This is a genomic window from Streptomyces chilikensis (genome assembly GCF_001642695.1).
GTDB classification, from domain to species: Bacteria; Actinomycetota; Actinomycetes; order Streptomycetales; family Streptomycetaceae; genus Streptomyces; species Streptomyces chilikensis.
In genome coordinates this window covers 25512-42438 of sequence record NZ_LWCC02000118.1, presented here as the reverse complement: position 1 = coordinate 42438, position 16927 = coordinate 25512, and the positions used below count along the sequence as shown (strand labels likewise).

Below are 16927 nucleotides of genomic sequence, written 5' to 3'. Positions count from 1 at the left end.
CCGATGCAGTCCGAACCGCATGACGTCAATCGCCAAGGCGGTCCTCACCCTGGAGCGGCAACGCTGAAGAAGCTCACTGACGGCTATGTGATCGACGAGGAGAACCCGTCGTGCAGTGAGACGGCACGGGAGCCCGATCCCTCCGACAGCCTGCGGACGTTCGGCGCGGTGATGCAGGCCCTTCGCGAGCACGCCGGCTACAGCAGAGCCGAGTTCGCCGACATGGTGAACTTCTCCAAGCACACGGTGGAGTCCGTGGAGTTGGGCCGGAGGATGCCCGACGTCGCCCTGGTGGAGCGCTCCGAGGAGGCGTTGGGCAACACGGGCGCACTGCGCAAGGCGTCAAAGCATGTGACGCGAGGCCGTGGCGATGTCGGCCTGGCCGCCTGGTTCCGGCAGTGGGCCCGCCTGGAGCGTGAGGCGGTGAGCCTGTGCACGTACGAGTGTCGGCTGGTGCCGGGGCTGCTGCAGTCGGAGGGGTACGCGCGGGCGGTGTTCGAGGGCACCGTGCCGGTAGCGCCAGACAGCTTGATGGAGAGCTTCATGGCTCGGCGGATGGAACGGCAGCGGATGCTGTTCGAGCGGCCGACGACACCATTCAGCTTCATCGTCGAAGAGCACGTCTTCCGGCGCCGCTTCGGGAACCCGGACCAGATGCGGCAGATACTCGACCATGTCCTTGAGCTGAGCTCGCCGCGCAACATCACACTGCAAGTGGTGCCGGTGGAGGCTGGGTTGCACGCCTGTCTTGACGGCCCGATGCGACTCTTGGAAACCCCCAGCGGGCAGCGGTACGGATACTCCGAGGGGCAGCAGAACGGCCGGCTGATCTCCGACGTGAAAGAGGTGAGCCTCCTCTGCCAGCGCTATGACACACTGCGCTCGCAGGCCTTGAACGCCAAGGATTCACGGGGTCTGCTGGAGCGACTCCGAGGAGAGCTATGAGCGCGAAGTCGGAACTGGCGTGGTTCAAGTCCAGCTACAGCGGCAGTCAGGGTGACGACTGCGTGGAGGTCGCCGTCAGCGAACAAGGCGTGTGCGTGCGGGACTCCAAGGACGTAACGCGCCCCCACTTCGCCATCGGCAGCGAAGGGTGGATGCGGTTCGTGGGGTTCGCGGCCGAGGCCTAAATGAGGTGAGTTTTCTGTCCGGCAACGGGCTGCCGGACACGACAGTAGTACTTCCGCCTAGGGCGGGTGTCGGGGCCGCGACGACGGCAATCGCGGACTGCTTTGCGTGGCGTGAGACCCAGGCAACGGCGGTCCGCGCCCGGCCGTCCGCTTCGCCGAAAGAACTACAGGGTGAGCGGTGACCGAGGCGCAGGGTCTTTGAGAAGTGATCTTGTGTCCGGGTTCGTCATGCCAGGCCGAGGGCGGTGAGGGCCCGTAGGTGGTCCCGGGCGGTGTGGCGGAGGGCTGCTGCGATGTTGGTGTGGCCGTCCTGGCGGTGGACGCCGATGGCGAGGTTGCGCAGGCCGGCCATGACGCGGGGCAGGTGACGGGTGCGGACCTTCGAGGCGTCCTCGTGAAAGGTGCGGTCGCGGACGTGGTGGAGCTGGTTCTCGATGCGCCAGTGGCCGCGGATCCAGGCGGCGAGTTCGCTGCCGGTGGCCGCGCCGGGCGGCAGGCTCGTGACCAGGTAGATCCGCTCGATCGACAGCTTGTCCGTGCCCAGGTCCCTTCTCCAGCGCACGACTTGGAGGGCCTGGCGGGCGTGAGGGTAGTCGAGGTGGGCGAACGCGGCCGTCTTGAGACATGGGGTATCCCCTGCTCGAAGAGCTTGGGGGGGATCTCGTCGCGGTGGTGGCCGCGTCCGCGTTCGTAGTGGTCCAGGTGGATGTCCCGCCAGGGCAGGTGCCGGACCTTCGCGTGTAGGGCGGGGTGGTTCCGCTTCACTACGGCCAGGTAGTGGGCTCCGCGTTCGTGCAGGTAGGCGGCGTGATCGTGCTGGGTGTGCAGGGCGTCCGCGGTGACAACCACGCCGGTGAGCTCGATGTCGTCCAGGAGCGGGGCGAACGCGGGGATCTCGTTGCTCTTGCCGTCGATCTGGCGTTGGGCGAGGACCTGGCCGCTGTGGGTCATCGCGGCGATCAGGGCGGCGGCCGGGCGGTGCGGGAGCCGCGGAGTGTCTTGCCGTCGACGGCGATGACCCGTCGTCCCGGGCCCGAGGTCCGGCGTTCCTGGAGGAAGCCGCCGATGGCGCGGTCGAGGGCGTCGCCGTCCGCGGCGGCCAGGACGAGACGGATGGTCGTGGCGTGGGGCGGCCGGATGAGGCCGGTCAGCGGGTCGGGCCGGAACCCGAGCAGGGCCAGGACGCGCTGGGGGGCGTCGGCGACCCATTCCCCGATCGCCGTGATGGAGGCGGCGCCGGCCAGAACGGCGGCGGCCGCGGCGGTGAGCAGGGCCGTCCACGGGTGACGGATGCCGCGACGGGATCGCGGGTCAGGCACTGCGGTCAGATGACTCCGCAGGTCAGCAACCATTTCGGGCGGGACGGGGCCAGAGGTGTCCCCCAGTTGCCGGAGGCATGAGGGCATGCGGGAAGATGGGCGCGCAGGCATGGACTCGCTCGGTGCTCATACGGACTCGACACCCACATGATCACCGGCGGCCATGCCTGTTCTGCGTCCAGGGGCCTGCCCAGCAGAAGTCGACAAGCTGTCACATCCAGCGCTCAGCAGGCGAACCGCCCACCTCGCCACTTCTCAAAGACCCTGGGCCGTCGCCACCCTCAAATCCTGGCGACTCCTCTGCAAGATCCGTTGCTCGACCACCCGCATTACCGGCCTCGTCCAAGCCGTCCTCTGCCTGCATCTGGCCAGCTCAGACTGAGGATGGAAACGCTCAGGGACGATGAAGACCAGCACCACTGTGTCGTGCCAGCACCGATGCACCGGCGATCAACCCGCTGAAGTAGGTGACAACCCGACAGCGAGCAAAACCTCCAATCATCTTCCATGAAGACGATCAGTTGTCCACTGAAAAGCGCTGCTCAGCGGAACGGCTCACAAGCCGTTACGATGAAGGCGGGTTCCGAGCAGGGGGCGGGCCCAGCAGCCACGTGCTGCGCGCGAGGGGTAGCCAGGAGACTGGCGGTGAAGGGGGCAGGGCGTGGGGCGATACGAAGGATCTGCCGCATCGCCACTCGCCGTTATTGCCCGCGCCAGCACACTGCAGGCTCGAGAGTCTTCAGCACTCGCCCTTGCTCGGCAGTTGGTCGCGGTTGCGGCGGGAAGCAATGAGAAACTGGCCACCTTCCTCGGCATCGATACTCCCCCTTCTTCCGATGTGCGCCCACACTGTTCCTCCGTGCGCGCACGCCGCGTCCTCACCACCCACGGTTTGTGGAACAGTCGGACGTTGCTGGAGCGTTCGATCTCACAACTACTTGCACTGCAGAATTGTGGCCCGCGGAGCGTTGAGGAAGTCCTGGCCGGACTGCTTGTAGCCCTCACCTCGCCCGCCGTACACGAACACTTGCCAATCGAGGACGAAGATCTTCTGAGCAGCCATCACCCCGCAAAAGAAGAAGCGGCGCCTCTCACGGCACAAGGCTTCCTGGCAGCCATTCGCGGGCGAAGGGGTGTTAGATGAGTGAGCTACGTATCCTTCCTCTGGCTGGGAGGTACCGTAACAGCTTGAATAACGTTGTAGAAGATTTCTACATTCCTTGCTTGAGAGTTGGGCGTCGCTACGACCGTGCAGTGGGCTACTTCACGAGCGGTTCTTTGGCGGTGGCCGCAGAAGGAATTGACGAGTTCGAGCGCGCAGGCGGAAAGATACGCCTCGTTGCCAGCCCAAACCTGCGCCAAGATGACATCGAAGACATTCATCGCGGGTATGAGTTTCGCCGCATCGTAGAGCGTTCCATCGTTAGAGAAGTCGAAGCGATCTCGCTACTCTCAGCCGAGACACTCGACAACCTCGGGCGAGTCGGACGTCTCATCGCCCAGGGGCAACTGGATGTGAAGATCGCAGTCATGCGATCAAGCCGCGGCACCGGCATTTACCATGAAAAGATCGGCATCATTAGCGATGGCCATGGCGACTTCGTAGCTTTCACAGGTTCTCTGAACGAAACAGCATCGGCTTTCTTGGACAATTTTGAGTCGATCCATGTCTTCTGTTCCTGGAAAAAAGAGGACTCTCGACGCGCAACAGACGTCCAGCAAGATTTCAACGAACTATGGGCAGGTAGGACACCCTACCTTGAAGTGCTGGACTTTCCGGCAGCAGCCCGCGACAAACTGATTGAAATAGCCAGAAACCGCGGACAATTGAGACCCTCTGCCGGCAGCATCTCCACCGGTTGGCCAACCCTGCCAGGGAACATCGAACTTCATGATTACCAAATGGAAGCCGTTACAGCATGCCTCAAGGCGCGCGGTCGCGGAATTTTCCAGATGGCCACTGGGACTGGCAAAACCATCACTGGACTCAGCGTTGCCGATCAGCTCGGGCGCCAGTTGAGGGCTATAGGGAGCCCTATGGTGACCGTCATCACCGTTCCTCTACTTACCCTCGCTGACCAGTGGACAGGAGAGCTTCGGCGCTTCGGAGTAACACCCATTCAGTGCCGAGATTCGTGGCAAAAATGGGAACCTCCGTTGCGTGACACTCTTGCGTCCATGAGGAACGGCGCTGCTCAGCACCTTGCCGTAGTGGTTACCAACGATACTTTCGCCACCCCACGATTCCAGCAGCTACTCGCTAAAACGGAAACACCAGTCCTCCTAATAGCAGATGAGGTACATAATCTCGGATCCGAGAAGCTTCAAAGTCAGCTCCCAGAGAATGCCACATTCCGATTGGGGCTGTCAGCCACCCCTGACCGCCATCTGGATCCAGAGGGAACCCGAGCTCTTATTAATTACTTCGGGGAAATCTTGATCGAGCTTGGGATTGAAGACGCAATTCGCCTAAAGGCTCTGACTCCATACAGATATTATCCGGTTCTGGTGCCCCTCGGAGACGAAGAAGCTGATCTGTACAACAAGCTAACAAAGGACATCGGCCGGCTGTACGCCCGAGCGTCCAATGACATGGAATCTGAAGAACGTCTTGCACAGCTCCTACGTAAGCGAGCAAACGTGCTAGGACACGCGGAAGGAAAGATCCCCGCACTACGGGAGGCCTTGGCTCAGCGTAGAGAAGAGCCCTTTCAGCTCATCTACTGCGCAGAAGGAGAACGTCCCACTCAAATGGGAATCTCTGGAATCCGGCAGCTAGACGAGGCCGTGACACTTGCTGGAGCAGAGCTAGGGATCCCAACGCATCCATACACGAATAGGGAAAATCCCCGAGTCCGTCGGGAAATCCTCTCTGATTTCACTTCGGGGAAGGGGATCCGTGTACTGGCATCGATGCGCTGCTTGGATGAGGGAGTAGACATCCCTGAGGCACGGGTCGCTTACATGCTTGCCAGCAGTAGCAATCCTCGACAATTCATTCAACGCAGAGGCCGGGTTCTTCGTAAGGCAAACGGAAAGAAACGAGCGGACATCATCGATTTTGTTGCCGTCCCGCCAGGGTCAAGCGAATTGTTCGAGGTTGAAAGGAATCTTTTCCGCCGCGAGCTTGAAAGATGCGTTGAGTTTGCCCGGTATGCAGAGAATCAAGGCTACGCCCTGTCTTGCCTTCGCGAGCTTCGCGAACACTACGATCTGATGGACCTATAGAAGAGGGAGAATCATGGAAGAGGACAAAGAGATCGAAAAGATCTGGGAGAACCTGAGCGATGAGGCACAGGAGCTCTTGAATGATGTCCTCAGGGTGGAGCGTGAAAATCTCCACTACAACAAGCCTGAAGGCATCGTAGAGAAGATCGTAGCAAAGATTGAAGGGATCATTAAGTGAAGATCAGCGAGATCGAGCTCACGAATTTTCGCAACTATGTAGGCAAGCAGAAGGCGATTTTCACAACTCTCGCTGGTAAGAACGTCACGCTGATCTACGGCACGAACGGTGGCGGTAAGACGACTCTCCTCAACGCATTCACTTGGGCTCTTTACGGGAAGCTAAGTCCTGACCTCGAAGATCCAGAGACGCTGATCAACCTGGAGGCTTGGTCTGCTGCCAGCGCCGGCGAAAAACTCACCGTATCCGTCACTGTGGTCTTCGATCACGACGGAAAAATGTACCGCGTAACAAGGGAACAGTCCGCTATCAAGCGAGGGTTGGCCCAGGAACTCGGCAAGGTTGAGTTTAACGTCCGCGTGACCGACCAGGACGGCGTTTCACACAAAATCATGAACCCTTCCGGGGCAATCGAAAAGATCCTTCCGAGTCGGCTCAGCGGGTTCTTCTTCATCAACGGAGAACGAATCGAACAGCTCGCTAAACCTGAAGCGTATTCAGAGATTCAGTCGGCAATCAAGACTGTGGTGGGGATTGAGCCTCTCGAGAGGGCCCTGAAGCACCTCCCCAAGGCTCGAAACCAAATCCGGCACAAGTTGAAGTCGGAGGAGACCGGCGACATCTCGATCGACAAGGTCAACAAAGAAATAGATGACCTTGAAAATCAGCAGGAGGAGGCGAAGGATGAACTCGATCTGCTGAAGTCCGAGATCCCCCATTTCAAGACCGAGTTGGATAGTGTGAATGAGCGCCTGCGCTCGTTGGAAGGGGTCGCAGAGCTACAGAAGGATCGAGCGCAGTTCGAGCGCCTACGCGATGACTCGGATGCTCTCCTAAAGGAGCTGTTGCAGTCTCGAAACCAACTCGTACGTCAGCGCGGCTACATGGTCTTTCTTTCTGGCATGCCGGAGAAAATCACATCCGTCTGTAAGACTCTCCGGGAGCAGGGACAACTGCCTGCCCCACTGAAGCGAACCTTTGTGGAGGACCTGCTCCGCGAAGCGGAATGCATCTGTGGAACTCACCTCGCGGAGGGAAGTCCGCAACGACAGAAGATTCAGAATTGGCTTGAGCGTGCCGGACTCGCTGAGGAACGATCCTGGATGATGTTGGAGGGAGCGATGGGGGGTCTGGCTGAGCAGCGGAAGTCCGCGATAGAGGAGCTTGAAAAGCTGGACGTCCAGATCGCCAGGTGCAGGAAGACCCTCCAGGAACACCGGGCTCGCATCGAGGAAATCTCTTCGAAGATCAAGAAAGCCCCCGGTGAGGACCCCGCAAAACTCGAGGCAACCCGAGACCGACTGCTCTCTGAAATCGAGGCGAAGACCAAGCGACTCGGCGTGGTTCAGGAGCGCATCTCGGAACTGGATTCGCTCCTGAAGCAGAAGTCGGCGCTGGTTGAGAGGCTCGAGGTAAAGAACGCTGCCAACAGGCGAGTTCAGCAGCGAATCGCCGTCGTTCGAGAGGCCGAAGAAGCGCTCGCTAAGACCCGCGACCTCATCTCGGAACGAACTCGCAGGAGCCTTGACAGTAGGGTCCGAAAGGTCTTCGAAAAGTCTTCTGTCAAGGACTACGTGCCGGAACTCACTTCGGAGTTCGAACTACAGCTGTGGACTGGCGTCGGAGACAAGAGGCGACGCGCGCCAAAGTCAACGGGTGAGAACATGTTGCTGTCACTGTCCTTCGTAGCCGCCTTGGCCGAGGAGTGTCGCATAGTGGCAGAGCAAGACACTCATGCGATGAGTGACATGAGCGACTTTCCAGTTGTGTTGGACGCCGCGTTCGGCAATATGGACACCGACTACCGTCGTAGAGTTGCAGACTTCTTGCCCAAGATGGCTTCGCAGGTTGTCGTTCTCACGAGTAAGGCCCAGGCTGAAGGGGCAGCCGAGGAGCGTCTAGCGCCGGCTATCGGCCGCCAATACGTGATCACAACCCACACCCGTAAGTCAGACGTCGAGGAAGTGACTGAGGCGATCAACGTGAATGGAACTGACTGCCCGTATCAGGTCGTAAATTCCTCATTTGATGGTGCCGTTCTTATGGAGGTAGAGGCGTGACAACTGAGGTTGCCCTGCCGGGCGAGTTGCGTGTTCGCAGGCCAAAGGACAAAGAAACCCTCATCCAGCAACTCTTGGCTGAGCACGACGGCATCTTCGCATCCATGGCCGAAGTTCTTCTCTTCGCAGCTGCGTTGGGGTGGTCTCGAGGGGATGATGGAAGAGTCCCGCTTAAGGCGCATGGCGAACCCATCAGATTCGATGTCTTCAAGAAGATGGCCACGGCTGAGGCGTTCATCGAATCGCTGGCCGTAATGGTTTCTCCCGGTGACACCGAGATCCTCAGTGACAGCAGGGCACTCGACAGGGTCCGGATCTTCGAGGAATACGCAAACGGTGGACTAGCAATCTTGCAGGGAGAACTCAATACAAGTAGATCACCCGTCGCTGAAACCCTGATCGACTTGGTGAGGGATGCGTGCGTCGCTGATAGGGATAGGACGAGCAAAGTACCGAGCGACATTCGCAAGATGATTTCGCCTCGCCCTGATTGGTCATAAGAGCGCGCAGGAAGCACCAGACACCGCTTGGCGCAAGACGCCCGACAACGTGGGCGTGGGGGCTTCCCCCGTATCACCACCCCCACGCCCCGGGTGCCCACGGGTCAAGCTGCGACCGCAGACACCATTCCCTCGATGGTCTGCATGTCCTTACTTCCGCCGAGATAGCCGATGCCTCGGTGCAGATGGACGATCAGTGTCTTGGCGACAGCTTCGTCAGTGGGCTCCTGGCCATCGGTCAGACAGCGTTCCTTGAGCAAGGCCAGGTAGAGGTCGCCGTATTGACCGGCAAAGGTCTTCCACGTCATTTCGACATTGGAGTCAGTGACGATGTCCTTGACGAGCGGAGTAGAAGGGTCCTTGAGTGACAGTGTCAGAGCCCACCGACATAGGACGTTCCACTGAGTAATACCTGTGTTGCGCTTCAACCGCACGAGTCGGTCGCGTGCCGGCTGCGAGAGCCGGACCGTATCAAGCGACATGCTGCTCTCCTGCATTCCACCAGTAACCAGCCTTGACGGTGGTGGTGAATGTAGTGTCGTCGTGGACCAGGGTGTAGGTGTGCGCGATCGATTTTTTAAGTCGCCCGAGCAGGTGCTCGTCAATTTCCTCGTCGGTGGAGAGCAGCAGCACCTGGTGACTGGCGTTCGGGAAGTAGCGCTCAACGAGGTGCTCACGGTGGCGGCTGTCGAGCCGGCCGAGCGGAGTGTCGATGACGCTTGGCAGCCGGTTGCCCGCGACTTTCACGAGCCCCCACAGAAGGGAGACGGCAAGTAGCTGCCGCTCGCCGGCGCTGAGGCGGATCGGGTCGATGGGCTCACCCTCGGGATCCGATAGGGAGAGCGTGAATTTGTCCGTGTCGATGCGGAGGCCCTGGACGAGCCCATTCTTTCGCATCAGCTCGTTGAAGCTCTGCTTTACAGCAACTTCGAGGCGGCTGATGTGACGCTTGAGTAGTGCCCCGCCAAAACGCTCCAGGGTTTCTCGCGCCTTCTCGGAGTAGGTGATGACACGCTGGACTTCCTCAACCCTGATCAAGGTCTTCACGCGCTCCTGGTGGCTACGCTCCAGGGCATCACTGATGTTTGCTCGTCGGCGCCTGAGCTCGGCGACCCGCCCCTCAGCACGCTCGACTGCGGCTCGAGCGACGGCAAGAGCATCCAGATGCTCGCTCCGTGCTGTCTGGAGTGCAGCCACCTTGCTCTTGGCCGGCACACCTTCAAGCTGACGCTCCAACTGATGCAGGTGCTCAGCGGCTTCAGCTGCTGCTCGGAGGAGTTCCTGGGCACGAGCAGTATCGCTCAGGAGAGCCTGGTCGAGCGCCGATAGCTGAGAGAGCGCGTTTTGCGGGAGGCCGAAGTTGACCTCGAGCTCGGCAGTCTCCGCCCGCTTCTTACGATCCGCGTCCAGCTGCTTCAGTACCGCATCCCGCGCTTGCGTGGGCACCTCATCACCCAGAAGTTCGAGGATCCACTGATCGCGTTGCTCCAGCACTCCCAATACTTGGTTAGCTTGAGCAGCATCCTGCTCGCGTTCTGCCTGCGCACGCACTTCGTCGAGCTGCTTGCCAAGCATCAGGAGAGGAAGCGGGCCTGCAGCGACATTCACCAGAGCGGCTCTGGTATCGGCCAGCTGCTGGGATACACGGTCCCGCTCACTCTCCAACTCCTTGCGGCGCTCGAAGAGGACTCCCCCCTCCTGTCTGAAGGCAGTTTCGACTGCAGCAAGATCTTTCTTGGCCTTGGAGTACTGATTACGCAGCCCGGACAGTTCCTGGTTCGCGACTTCGACGTCCCGGTCCGCGGACTCAAACTCACGCTCTTGGTTCCGGATTTTCTCCAGTACTTCTTGATCCTCACCCGAGAGGCGCTGCCGCCGCTGAAGCGCGAGGAGGTCAGCACGAAGCTGCTCGACTGTACTGACGCCAAGGAGTGATTGGACCGCGGACTCGATCACAGAGGCGGCACGCTCTGGGTCAGCGAGGGATTCGATCTTTTCGCCGTCAAAGAAGAACAGGGAAGCAACTTCAAGTGGCAACAGATCTTCGATATGATCCGCCCAGTTCTCGCTCAGCGCTGGGCTGATCTTGAATTCTGGCTTTACTGCACGACGGCTGGACTTAACGCGCTCACCGTAGGTGTCGTCGACAAAGACGTTGAGAAATTCTTTGACGGATTTCCCGCTAGTTCGCCAGCTACGTACGACTTTGTAGTAGTGCTCATGTCCCTCGACTGGAACCGTGAACTCGACGGTGATTGCAGCGCCTCGGGAAGGGTCCGCCTTTCGGTTGATACTTTCCCGTAGATAGGTGTCGTAAGCGCGGTTTCCACGGCCGCTGCAACGGGCTCGCGGCCCGTACAGAACGAGCTGAATGGCGTCAAGCAGAGTTGTTTTGCCACAACCGTTGAGCCCACCGATCAGGACGATCGGACGATCCTTCTTGGTCAGCAGATCGAGGGACTGCTTCCCGCTGTAGGCCCCGAACTCTTCAAGGGTGATCTTATGCAGGAGCATCGGTGATGGTCTCTTCGTCCAGAGTCATGTAGGTAGGCGTACTGTCACGGAGTTGCTGCTTACGCCTGGCGAACTCGACAGCATCATCGTGGTCGGCGTAGTAACCCCTCGAGATGGTGTCCTCAAGGGCTTTGAAAAGACCCGCTCGTCGAGTCATGGTGCGGTAGCGACGTTCGACTGAGAGGAGTTCACGGACCATGGCGAAGTGAATGTCGTCGCCCTCGCAAACCTCTTCGAGGATCTTCATTTCATCGGCACCCATGACAAGCAAGTTGTCGAGCGGATCTCCGGGAAAGTCTTCCCCCGTTTCCTCCTTATAGATCCGGGGTAGCGAATCCTCTACTTCGTGCTTCTCAAAGACCCAGAGTCGACGGATCTCGTGGAGCTCGTCGAGCGTAATCAGCTCGATATTTTTCACGTGCTCCGGAGCGTTGGCGCGGATCCAGGTCTGAGCGGAGAGGAGCTTGCGCACCCACTTTTCTCGGAAATCCTGACGGTACGGTCCGTGGATGGCCTCGTCGTTGAAGAGCTGAATCTTGCCATTCATGCGACGGAAGTCCCGGGCCGGCTTATCGGGGCGCGGGTATGGAACCTTCTTACCCGGGGGAAGCTCCGGGTCGTCCTCGTCCTCGATGTACCCGAACGGGGCATCAAGATCGTTCCGCAGTTCGAGGAGGGGCTCCATCCAGTCCTTCTCCTCGTCATTCTGGATCATCGCGGACATCGACTTGTCCTGCTCAACGAGCGTGCAGGTCCAGCAACCGAATCGGCTAGAACCACAGGACGGTGTTGTTGAGTCGACCACCAGCGGACACTCGCCGTCACTGGAAGCGCCCTGGTACATCGTGAGGAGATCCTTGTTGGAGTAGCCCCAGGGGTTGGGCTGCTGCATCAGGAAATCCCACACCTCGTCGTTGGTCCAGTCCTCAACAGGGCTATATACCAGCGAGTTGGGCAGGTTGGCGTTCGGGGAGAGTCGCTCTCGGACTCGGCGTTTCTCGTGCTTCTCCATGGCACGCGCACGAGCTTGACTCTCAGCCTTACGGATACCAAGAACCAGGATCGCCTCGCCATGCTCAGCAACGACTTCCCGAATGAAGTTATTCGACGGCTTGATTTTCAACCGCTCAGTGCACCATCGAAACTTGGGACGGGGCGCCGGGTAACCTCTGCCAATGAGGTTGACCCAGAAAGTGTCTTTTATCTTGGGCGTCAGTCGGTGGGGTTCGACCGGCAGGCCTTGCTCCTTTGCCGCGGCCCGCATCGTTTCAAGGGACTGAGTCACCCATGCCGCGACAACGGGGTTCTCGACCAAAGTGTCTGTGCTGATGACGTGCACAGGCTTGGTGCGCTGCTCAGTCGGCAGCGCCTGCAAGGCGAGCCAGACCAACTGGAGGACAGCCGTAGAGTCCTTGCCGCCGCTATAACCAATCACCCAGGGAACTTCGTCCGCCGTGTAGAGCTCGCGGATCTCGGCGGTCAGCTCCCCAATCACCTCAGCGAGAGACCGCCCGTCAAAGGGTTTACGTCGCACTGGTGTAATGGACAGAGGAAGAGGGATGGTCATGCGTCGCCTCGCAGATATGCGTCTTCAACTCGCTGCTCTTCAGGGCTAAGACTGAGGCCGAGATGATGACGAAGATAATTTACGGTGAGGGTTACATTTTGATGACTTTTTGAAACACGCCCGCCGACGATCGCTCGTCCTTCCCAGTCAGTATTTGAGCGCGCCCAGTCCACTGTTTTTAGTGCGGTCAATCGCTTCTTCCATTTCACCGCACTCGTTGATTCACGAAAGAGTGAATTTCCGATGCGTCCCAGAGCATGCAATGCGATTCCATGACTATGGATATAGTCTCGCCGCATCTCTGAAGCGGACAGCTCCCGCGCTCTCACCATCTTCCATTCAGGGATGGCCACGTCGATGGCCTCCCAGTACGTCTGAGCGAGCTTGGTTGCCTCTTCCGGCTTCAAGTCGAGGCCCTGGAGCAGGGCCTGGCTGCCGTAGTAAAGGGCACTAAGCGTGAACATCTTGCGTGACCTGGCGGAGAGGTTGCTCTTCTCCATCTCGACGTACCCCTTAAAGACGTACGACCGCAGCGACAGGAGCCGGGCGAGCTTGGCCTCCTCGTCGCGGTGGTCGTACAGGACGCCGATGGAGCGGGCCGGGCGGACGGCATGGCGGTTAAGGTCGGCGAACATCTGCTGGCTCCGGGCGAGCCCCGCATCGTGGAAGAAGACCACCGCGATGGTCTCGTCTCCCAGATGAGGGTTCTCCTTCAGCGCCTGTTCGATAGCGGCGCGCCGATGCTGTCCATCGTTGATCAGGAACTTGGCATCCATGGGGATGCGAAGCTGCCCCGTACGCATGCCGGGCCCCTCTGCGGCATGCCCCTCGAAGTCCATGCCTCCGTCAACTGATGCCGTGAGCGCACTGAAGACGTAATCATCGGGATTGTCCAAGATGTACTTCGCCAGAGCAGGGAGCCGCCCCTTGTTGAGGACACGCTGGGCGCGCATCTCAGGGGTGAGCTCGTCCTCATCGAGGTGGAAGATCCTCGGGATCAGACGCAGGGGGCACATCGAGACATAGAACTCGCGTCCCGCCTGGATGCCGCGGATGGCAGGGAACGTGTACTCGAAGCCGGCGGAGGTCCTGGGGCTGACGATCTTGGCCGCTGCTTGGGTCTGCACTTCGGTAACTCTAGCGCAAGTACGTCAGTGACTTAACGTACATCCCATGGATGGCATGCGTGTACCGGGCTAAGGCTTGACGTACATAAGCTGTCGAGCGGAGGGGGATCATGTCCGGCATCCCCAGGGAAGGTGTCTTGCCGTGTCGGTGTTGACACCCGCTGAGCGCGCATCGTCGGCGCCCGCTAACAGGTGTACGTTAACGACTTGACGTACAAGTTCGCTGAGGATCAGCAAGGCTGGTGGATCGCTGTGGTGGCGTACCTGGATGTGGCAGCAACGACTCGCGTCGACGCTCGGGTGGCGGACGTGGTGCTCCATTGGATGACGGAAGATTTCGGCAATGCGGGAAGCCGGACCCACGAGTACGGTCTGCGGGCGAAGAGGGCGGTGCAGGAAGCCCGGGAGTTCCTCGCCAGCACCGTCGGAGCCGAGGCGAAAGAGTTGATCTTCACAAGCGGGGCGACTGAGTCCAACAACATCGCCCTACTCGGGCTCGCAGCGCACGGCGAAGAGTCGGGGAGACGGCACATCATCACATCCGCCGTTGAGCATAAGGCGGTCATCGAACCCCTGCTCCATCTCCAAAGCCGCGGGTTCGAGGTGGAGTTCCTGGAGCCTGGCCCTTCGGGACGGGTCTCCAAGGAGGCTGTGCTGGAGAGGCTGCGTCCCGACACACTCCTCGTCTCCTTGATGCACGTGAACAACGAGACGGGTGTCATCCAACCCGTAGCGGAACTGGCGGAGGAACTACGGAAGACGCAGACATATCTGCATGTGGACGCTGCTCAGGGATACGCGAAGGTACAGCAAGATCTGAGGGCGCCCATCGACATGATCAGCATCAGCGGCCATAAGATTGGGGCACCGAAGGGCGTGGGTGCACTCCTGATCCGCCGGCGAGGCTGGAACAAGGTACCGCTGGCACCGATCATGTTCGGCGGTGGGCAGGAGCGAAAGCTCCGTCCTGGAACGTTGCCCGTTCCTCTGATCATGGGGCTTTCGGAAGCGGCGAAGATCTTCCATGCTGAGCATGCGAGCTGGCAACGGCAAGTCAGGGCAATGAGAGAGGAGTTCCTCGCAGCGCTTGGCCGCACCCGTTTCCGAATCAACGGGGATCCTGCCCATTCTGTGCCGCACATCCTCAACGTTTCCTTCGAGGGCCAAGACGCTGAGAGGCTGATCCTTCGGTTGAAGGATCAGGTGGCAGTCGCGGCAGGATCAGCTTGCACGAGCGCTTCATACACGCCAAGTCACGTACTCGCCGCAATGGGGCTGCCGAAGGAAGTGGCTACGAACGGGCTGCGCTTCTCGTGGTTCCCCAGCGAGGCTGCCAACTTCGACGCCGAGCAACTTGCCAAGACGATCGCGGAGATTCAGGCCGAAGATTTGTGATTGGAGGCGCTATCCCATAGTGCGGCGGATCAGGCGGTGGCCACGGAGCTGCCGGCCGCACCTGATCAGCTCTGCCTCCCAACCGTTCTCGGTGCCGATGAGGTGCGGGTGCTCGTACAGCCCCGCCTTGGCCTCCGAGGCCGTGAGCCGGCGGTAACGTTCTACGTCCGGATCTTCGGGCGCCAAGAACTCGTGCTTCCGATGCAGCAGGGGACGGTTGGTGGAGTTGGCGTAGGACGTATGCGAGGTCTCCAGTGTCTGGAGATCGACCATGTACGAGGACTCGATGCGAGGGTGCGGTTCCGTGTCGAAGCTCGGGTAGTTGAGCCAGGAGACGGCTCGACCCTGGTGCTTCAGCTTGGCGACCGTCCACGCCGCAGGGCGTCCTGCAGCGATTGACGCACAGTGCTCATAGAGGCGCAGAACCGTGGGCATGCTGTCCACGGCTCGCCGATGCACGTAGAGGGCTGTCGGAGTGAGCTTGCCTGCCCGGGACGCGTTCATCGCTCCTCGGACGTATCCGTCGTCCCGCAGCTTCAGCAGGAGGCGATCCGCGCGTTGGCAGGCTTCCTTATACGAGGTGAAGAACGCCCGGACGTCCACCTGCACGCTCACCGGCAGACTGCTGAAGGGCCCGCGGCCGTTGAAGAGCTCCACGGCCAAGTACAGGAGGGTATTGAGGGTCGAGCGCTTCGCGCTGTCCGCGATCTTCTGCGCGTCGGCGGAGTCGCGGACAAGACGCCTCAGCTCGTTCGGCTTCAGGTGGGCAAGGAGTTCGGCGGTGGCTCGTGGCATCTCCTCGATCTTGGGAGGCCGTCCACGTAGCTCCACATAGACTACGAGAGACGCGATTGCGGATGCGGTGTCCTCTGACGCGAGCCACTCCGCATCGGGAACGATGCGCCTCGCGAGATAGCTCAGACGCGCCTTGTCGTCTTTGAACGCGTACACGATGCCGGGCGCGGCTGATACGACTCTGCCGCCGGTGACCTGCTCGACGTAGGAGCGCAGCTCGCTCGCCCCGAAGAGGTGCTGGAAGGTTTGCCGGCTGGTCAGCAGGCCGTCATTGAAGGATTCGCCGCGCACCTTGGATTTCTCCCAGGTGAGGCGAGCGGAGACGATCAGTACGGTAGTAGCAAGTTCCCAGGCTCTCAGCAGGATTTGCCGCCGCTCGGCCTGATCCTCGATGACGTTCAGCACGTAGGTGAGGAGCACAACCGAGGAGGGCTCGAGCTTCGTACCCGACCTGTAGTACGGATCCCAACCGACCACCCTGCAGTCAAGTCTCTGCAGGGCCCGGACGTCATCACCTCGGCCGCAGCCGTAGTCGAGCACAGTCCGGTCCGGAGCGAGTTGGCCGTCAGCCAATGCCTGCCGCGCCGGCACGGACAGGGCCGTTCGGCCGATGGCCGTGCGGCGGCGATCGCTGTTCCAAGTCTGTGTCATGGCTTCTCGCACAAGAGGTTTGCTGAGACCGTTGCAGGCTATCGTCCTCGCCCAACGACAGATCGGCGGCAAGAGCAACAAGATCTCCGCCTTCGCTCCACTTCTGGACAGCATCGACATCACCGGCGCCGTCATCACCGCCGACGCCCTGCACGCCCAGCACGACCACGCTACCTACCTGCACCAACGAGGAGCGCACTACTTGGCCGTCGTCGAGCGGAACCACCCCGGGCTACATAACCGGGTCCGCCGCCTCCCTGGCGTGACGTCCGCCTGGATCAATCGAGCGCACCCGGGCCCACCACCGTGATGAGATCCGACAGTTGAAGACCGCTGCGCTCACCCACATCGACTACCAGACCAGACGCAGTGCAGGTCGGCGAAAAACCGTGGTGCGCGGGACAGCTACGAACTCGGCGTGATCCGTGGGGCATGAGGACATAAATCAAGCGGGAAGCCGAAG

The 16927-nt window shown here is 60.3% G+C and carries 15 protein-coding genes and 2 pseudogenes; 9 read left to right on the top strand and 8 right to left on the bottom strand.

Features of this window, described 5'->3' with window-relative positions; translation table 11 throughout:
• Window positions 1-87: 87 nt before the first annotated feature.
• Window positions 88-945 (top strand): helix-turn-helix domain-containing protein, encoded by an 858-nt coding sequence (locus tag A2U95_RS25585; RefSeq protein ID WP_240958116.1) that lies wholly within the window; start codon window positions 88-90, stop codon window positions 943-945.
• Window positions 942-1130, top strand: coding sequence for a DUF397 domain-containing protein (locus A2U95_RS25580; RefSeq protein WP_166027224.1), 189 nt, complete (start codon window positions 942-944; stop codon window positions 1128-1130). The genes A2U95_RS25585 and A2U95_RS25580 overlap by 4 nt, the downstream gene beginning before the upstream one ends.
• A gap of 226 nt (window positions 1131-1356) precedes the next feature.
• On the opposite strand, the gene A2U95_RS33445 is transcribed toward A2U95_RS25580, so the two are convergent.
• The 3 genes and pseudogenes from A2U95_RS33445 to A2U95_RS32985 all read right to left on the bottom strand — a co-directional run bounded on the left by A2U95_RS33445 (window position 1357) and on the right by A2U95_RS32985 (window position 2449).
• Window positions 1357-1692, bottom strand: coding sequence for a transposase (locus tag A2U95_RS33445; protein WP_277350986.1), 336 nt, complete (start codon window positions 1690-1692; stop codon window positions 1357-1359).
• A gap of 245 nt (window positions 1693-1937) precedes the next feature.
• Window positions 1938-2081, bottom strand: a pseudogene (locus A2U95_RS33440) (ISAs1 family transposase); the annotation flags it as partial.
• An 8-nt stretch (window positions 2082-2089) separates the two neighbouring features.
• The gene (locus A2U95_RS32985) at window positions 2090-2449 is read right to left on the bottom strand and encodes a transposase family protein (protein ID WP_240958115.1); all 360 of its coding nucleotides are present in this window, start codon (window positions 2447-2449) and stop codon (window positions 2090-2092) included.
• A 268-nt stretch (window positions 2450-2717) separates the two neighbouring features.
• Here A2U95_RS32985 and A2U95_RS25570 point away from each other — a divergent pair.
• The 5 genes and pseudogenes from A2U95_RS25570 to A2U95_RS25550 all read left to right on the top strand — a co-directional run.
• A pseudogene (locus A2U95_RS25570) lies at window positions 2718-2831 on the top strand (IS5/IS1182 family transposase); the annotation flags it as partial.
• A gap of 806 nt (window positions 2832-3637) precedes the next feature.
• The gene (locus A2U95_RS25565) at window positions 3638-5677 is read left to right on the top strand and encodes a DEAD/DEAH box helicase family protein (RefSeq protein WP_166027222.1); all 2040 of its coding nucleotides are present in this window, start codon (window positions 3638-3640) and stop codon (window positions 5675-5677) included.
• Between the two features lie 13 nt (window positions 5678-5690).
• On the top strand, window positions 5691-5855 hold the full coding sequence (locus A2U95_RS25560) for a hypothetical protein (protein ID WP_166027220.1): 165 nt from the start codon (window positions 5691-5693) through the stop codon (window positions 5853-5855).
• Window positions 5852-7915: an AAA family ATPase gene (locus tag A2U95_RS25555; RefSeq protein ID WP_166027218.1), complete on the top strand. Its 2064-nt coding sequence runs from the start codon at window positions 5852-5854 to the stop codon at window positions 7913-7915. Before A2U95_RS25560 ends, A2U95_RS25555 begins: the two co-directional genes overlap by 4 nt.
• A complete protein-coding gene (locus A2U95_RS25550) occupies window positions 7912-8415 on the top strand; it encodes a DNA phosphorothioation-associated protein 4 (protein ID WP_166027216.1) in 504 nt (167 codons plus the stop codon). The genes A2U95_RS25555 and A2U95_RS25550 overlap by 4 nt, the downstream gene beginning before the upstream one ends.
• A 104-nt stretch (window positions 8416-8519) precedes the next feature.
• Here the strand turns inward: A2U95_RS25550 and dndE are convergent, their stop codons facing one another.
• The 4 genes from dndE to dndB are packed head-to-tail and all read right to left on the bottom strand — an operon-like array spanning window position 8520 to window position 13623.
• Window positions 8520-8897 carry a DNA sulfur modification protein DndE gene (dndE, locus tag A2U95_RS25545; RefSeq protein ID WP_166027214.1) on the bottom strand — a complete coding sequence of 126 codons (378 nt, stop codon included), beginning with the start codon at window positions 8895-8897 and terminating at the stop codon, window positions 8520-8522.
• Window positions 8887-10929, bottom strand: coding sequence for a DNA sulfur modification protein DndD (dndD, locus tag A2U95_RS25540; RefSeq protein WP_166027212.1), 2043 nt, complete (start codon window positions 10927-10929; stop codon window positions 8887-8889). The genes dndE and dndD overlap by 11 nt, the downstream gene beginning before the upstream one ends.
• Window positions 10916-12496 (bottom strand): DNA phosphorothioation system sulfurtransferase DndC, encoded by a 1581-nt coding sequence (gene dndC / locus A2U95_RS25535; RefSeq protein ID WP_166027210.1) that lies wholly within the window; start codon window positions 12494-12496, stop codon window positions 10916-10918. The genes dndD and dndC overlap by 14 nt, the downstream gene beginning before the upstream one ends.
• Window positions 12493-13623 carry a DNA sulfur modification protein DndB gene (gene dndB, locus A2U95_RS25530; RefSeq protein WP_166027208.1) on the bottom strand — a complete coding sequence of 377 codons (1131 nt, stop codon included), beginning with the start codon at window positions 13621-13623 and terminating at the stop codon, window positions 12493-12495. The genes dndC and dndB overlap by 4 nt, the downstream gene beginning before the upstream one ends.
• Before the next feature lie 207 nt (window positions 13624-13830).
• Between dndB and dndA the strand changes: the two genes are divergently transcribed.
• On the top strand, window positions 13831-15018 hold the full coding sequence (gene dndA, locus A2U95_RS25525) for a cysteine desulfurase DndA (RefSeq protein ID WP_240958112.1): 1188 nt from the start codon (window positions 13831-13833) through the stop codon (window positions 15016-15018).
• 9 nt (window positions 15019-15027) lie between these two features.
• Here dndA and A2U95_RS25520 read toward each other — a convergent pair whose 3' ends face one another.
• The gene (locus A2U95_RS25520) at window positions 15028-16464 is read right to left on the bottom strand and encodes a DNA phosphorothioation-associated putative methyltransferase (protein ID WP_166027206.1); all 1437 of its coding nucleotides are present in this window, start codon (window positions 16462-16464) and stop codon (window positions 15028-15030) included.
• On the opposite strand from A2U95_RS25520, the gene A2U95_RS33840 reads away from it, so the two are divergent.
• The gene (locus A2U95_RS33840; RefSeq protein ID WP_420857053.1) at window positions 16424-16774 is read left to right on the top strand and encodes a transposase; all 351 of its coding nucleotides are present in this window, start codon (window positions 16424-16426) and stop codon (window positions 16772-16774) included. The two genes, A2U95_RS25520 and A2U95_RS33840, sit on opposite strands and share 41 nt — an antisense overlap.
• Window positions 16775-16927 lie beyond the last annotated feature (153 nt).

Coding starts and splice junctions, on each gene's coding strand:
- A2U95_RS25560 (WP_166027220.1), top strand. CDS start 5,691: ATGGAAGAGGACAAAGAGATCGAAAAGATCTGGGAGAACCTGAGCGAT.
- dndD (WP_166027212.1), bottom strand. CDS start 10,929: ATGCTCCTGCATAAGATCACCCTTGAAGAGTTCGGGGCCTACAGCGGG.
- dndE (WP_166027214.1), bottom strand. CDS start 8,897: ATGTCGCTTGATACGGTCCGGCTCTCGCAGCCGGCACGCGACCGACTC.
- A2U95_RS33840 (WP_420857053.1), top strand. CDS start 16,424: ATGGCCGTGCGGCGGCGATCGCTGTTCCAAGTCTGTGTCATGGCTTCT.
- A2U95_RS25580 (WP_166027224.1), top strand. CDS start 942: ATGAGCGCGAAGTCGGAACTGGCGTGGTTCAAGTCCAGCTACAGCGGC.
- A2U95_RS25520 (WP_166027206.1), bottom strand. CDS start 16,464: ATGACACAGACTTGGAACAGCGATCGCCGCCGCACGGCCATCGGCCGA.
- dndC (WP_166027210.1), bottom strand. CDS start 12,496: ATGACCATCCCTCTTCCTCTGTCCATTACACCAGTGCGACGTAAACCC.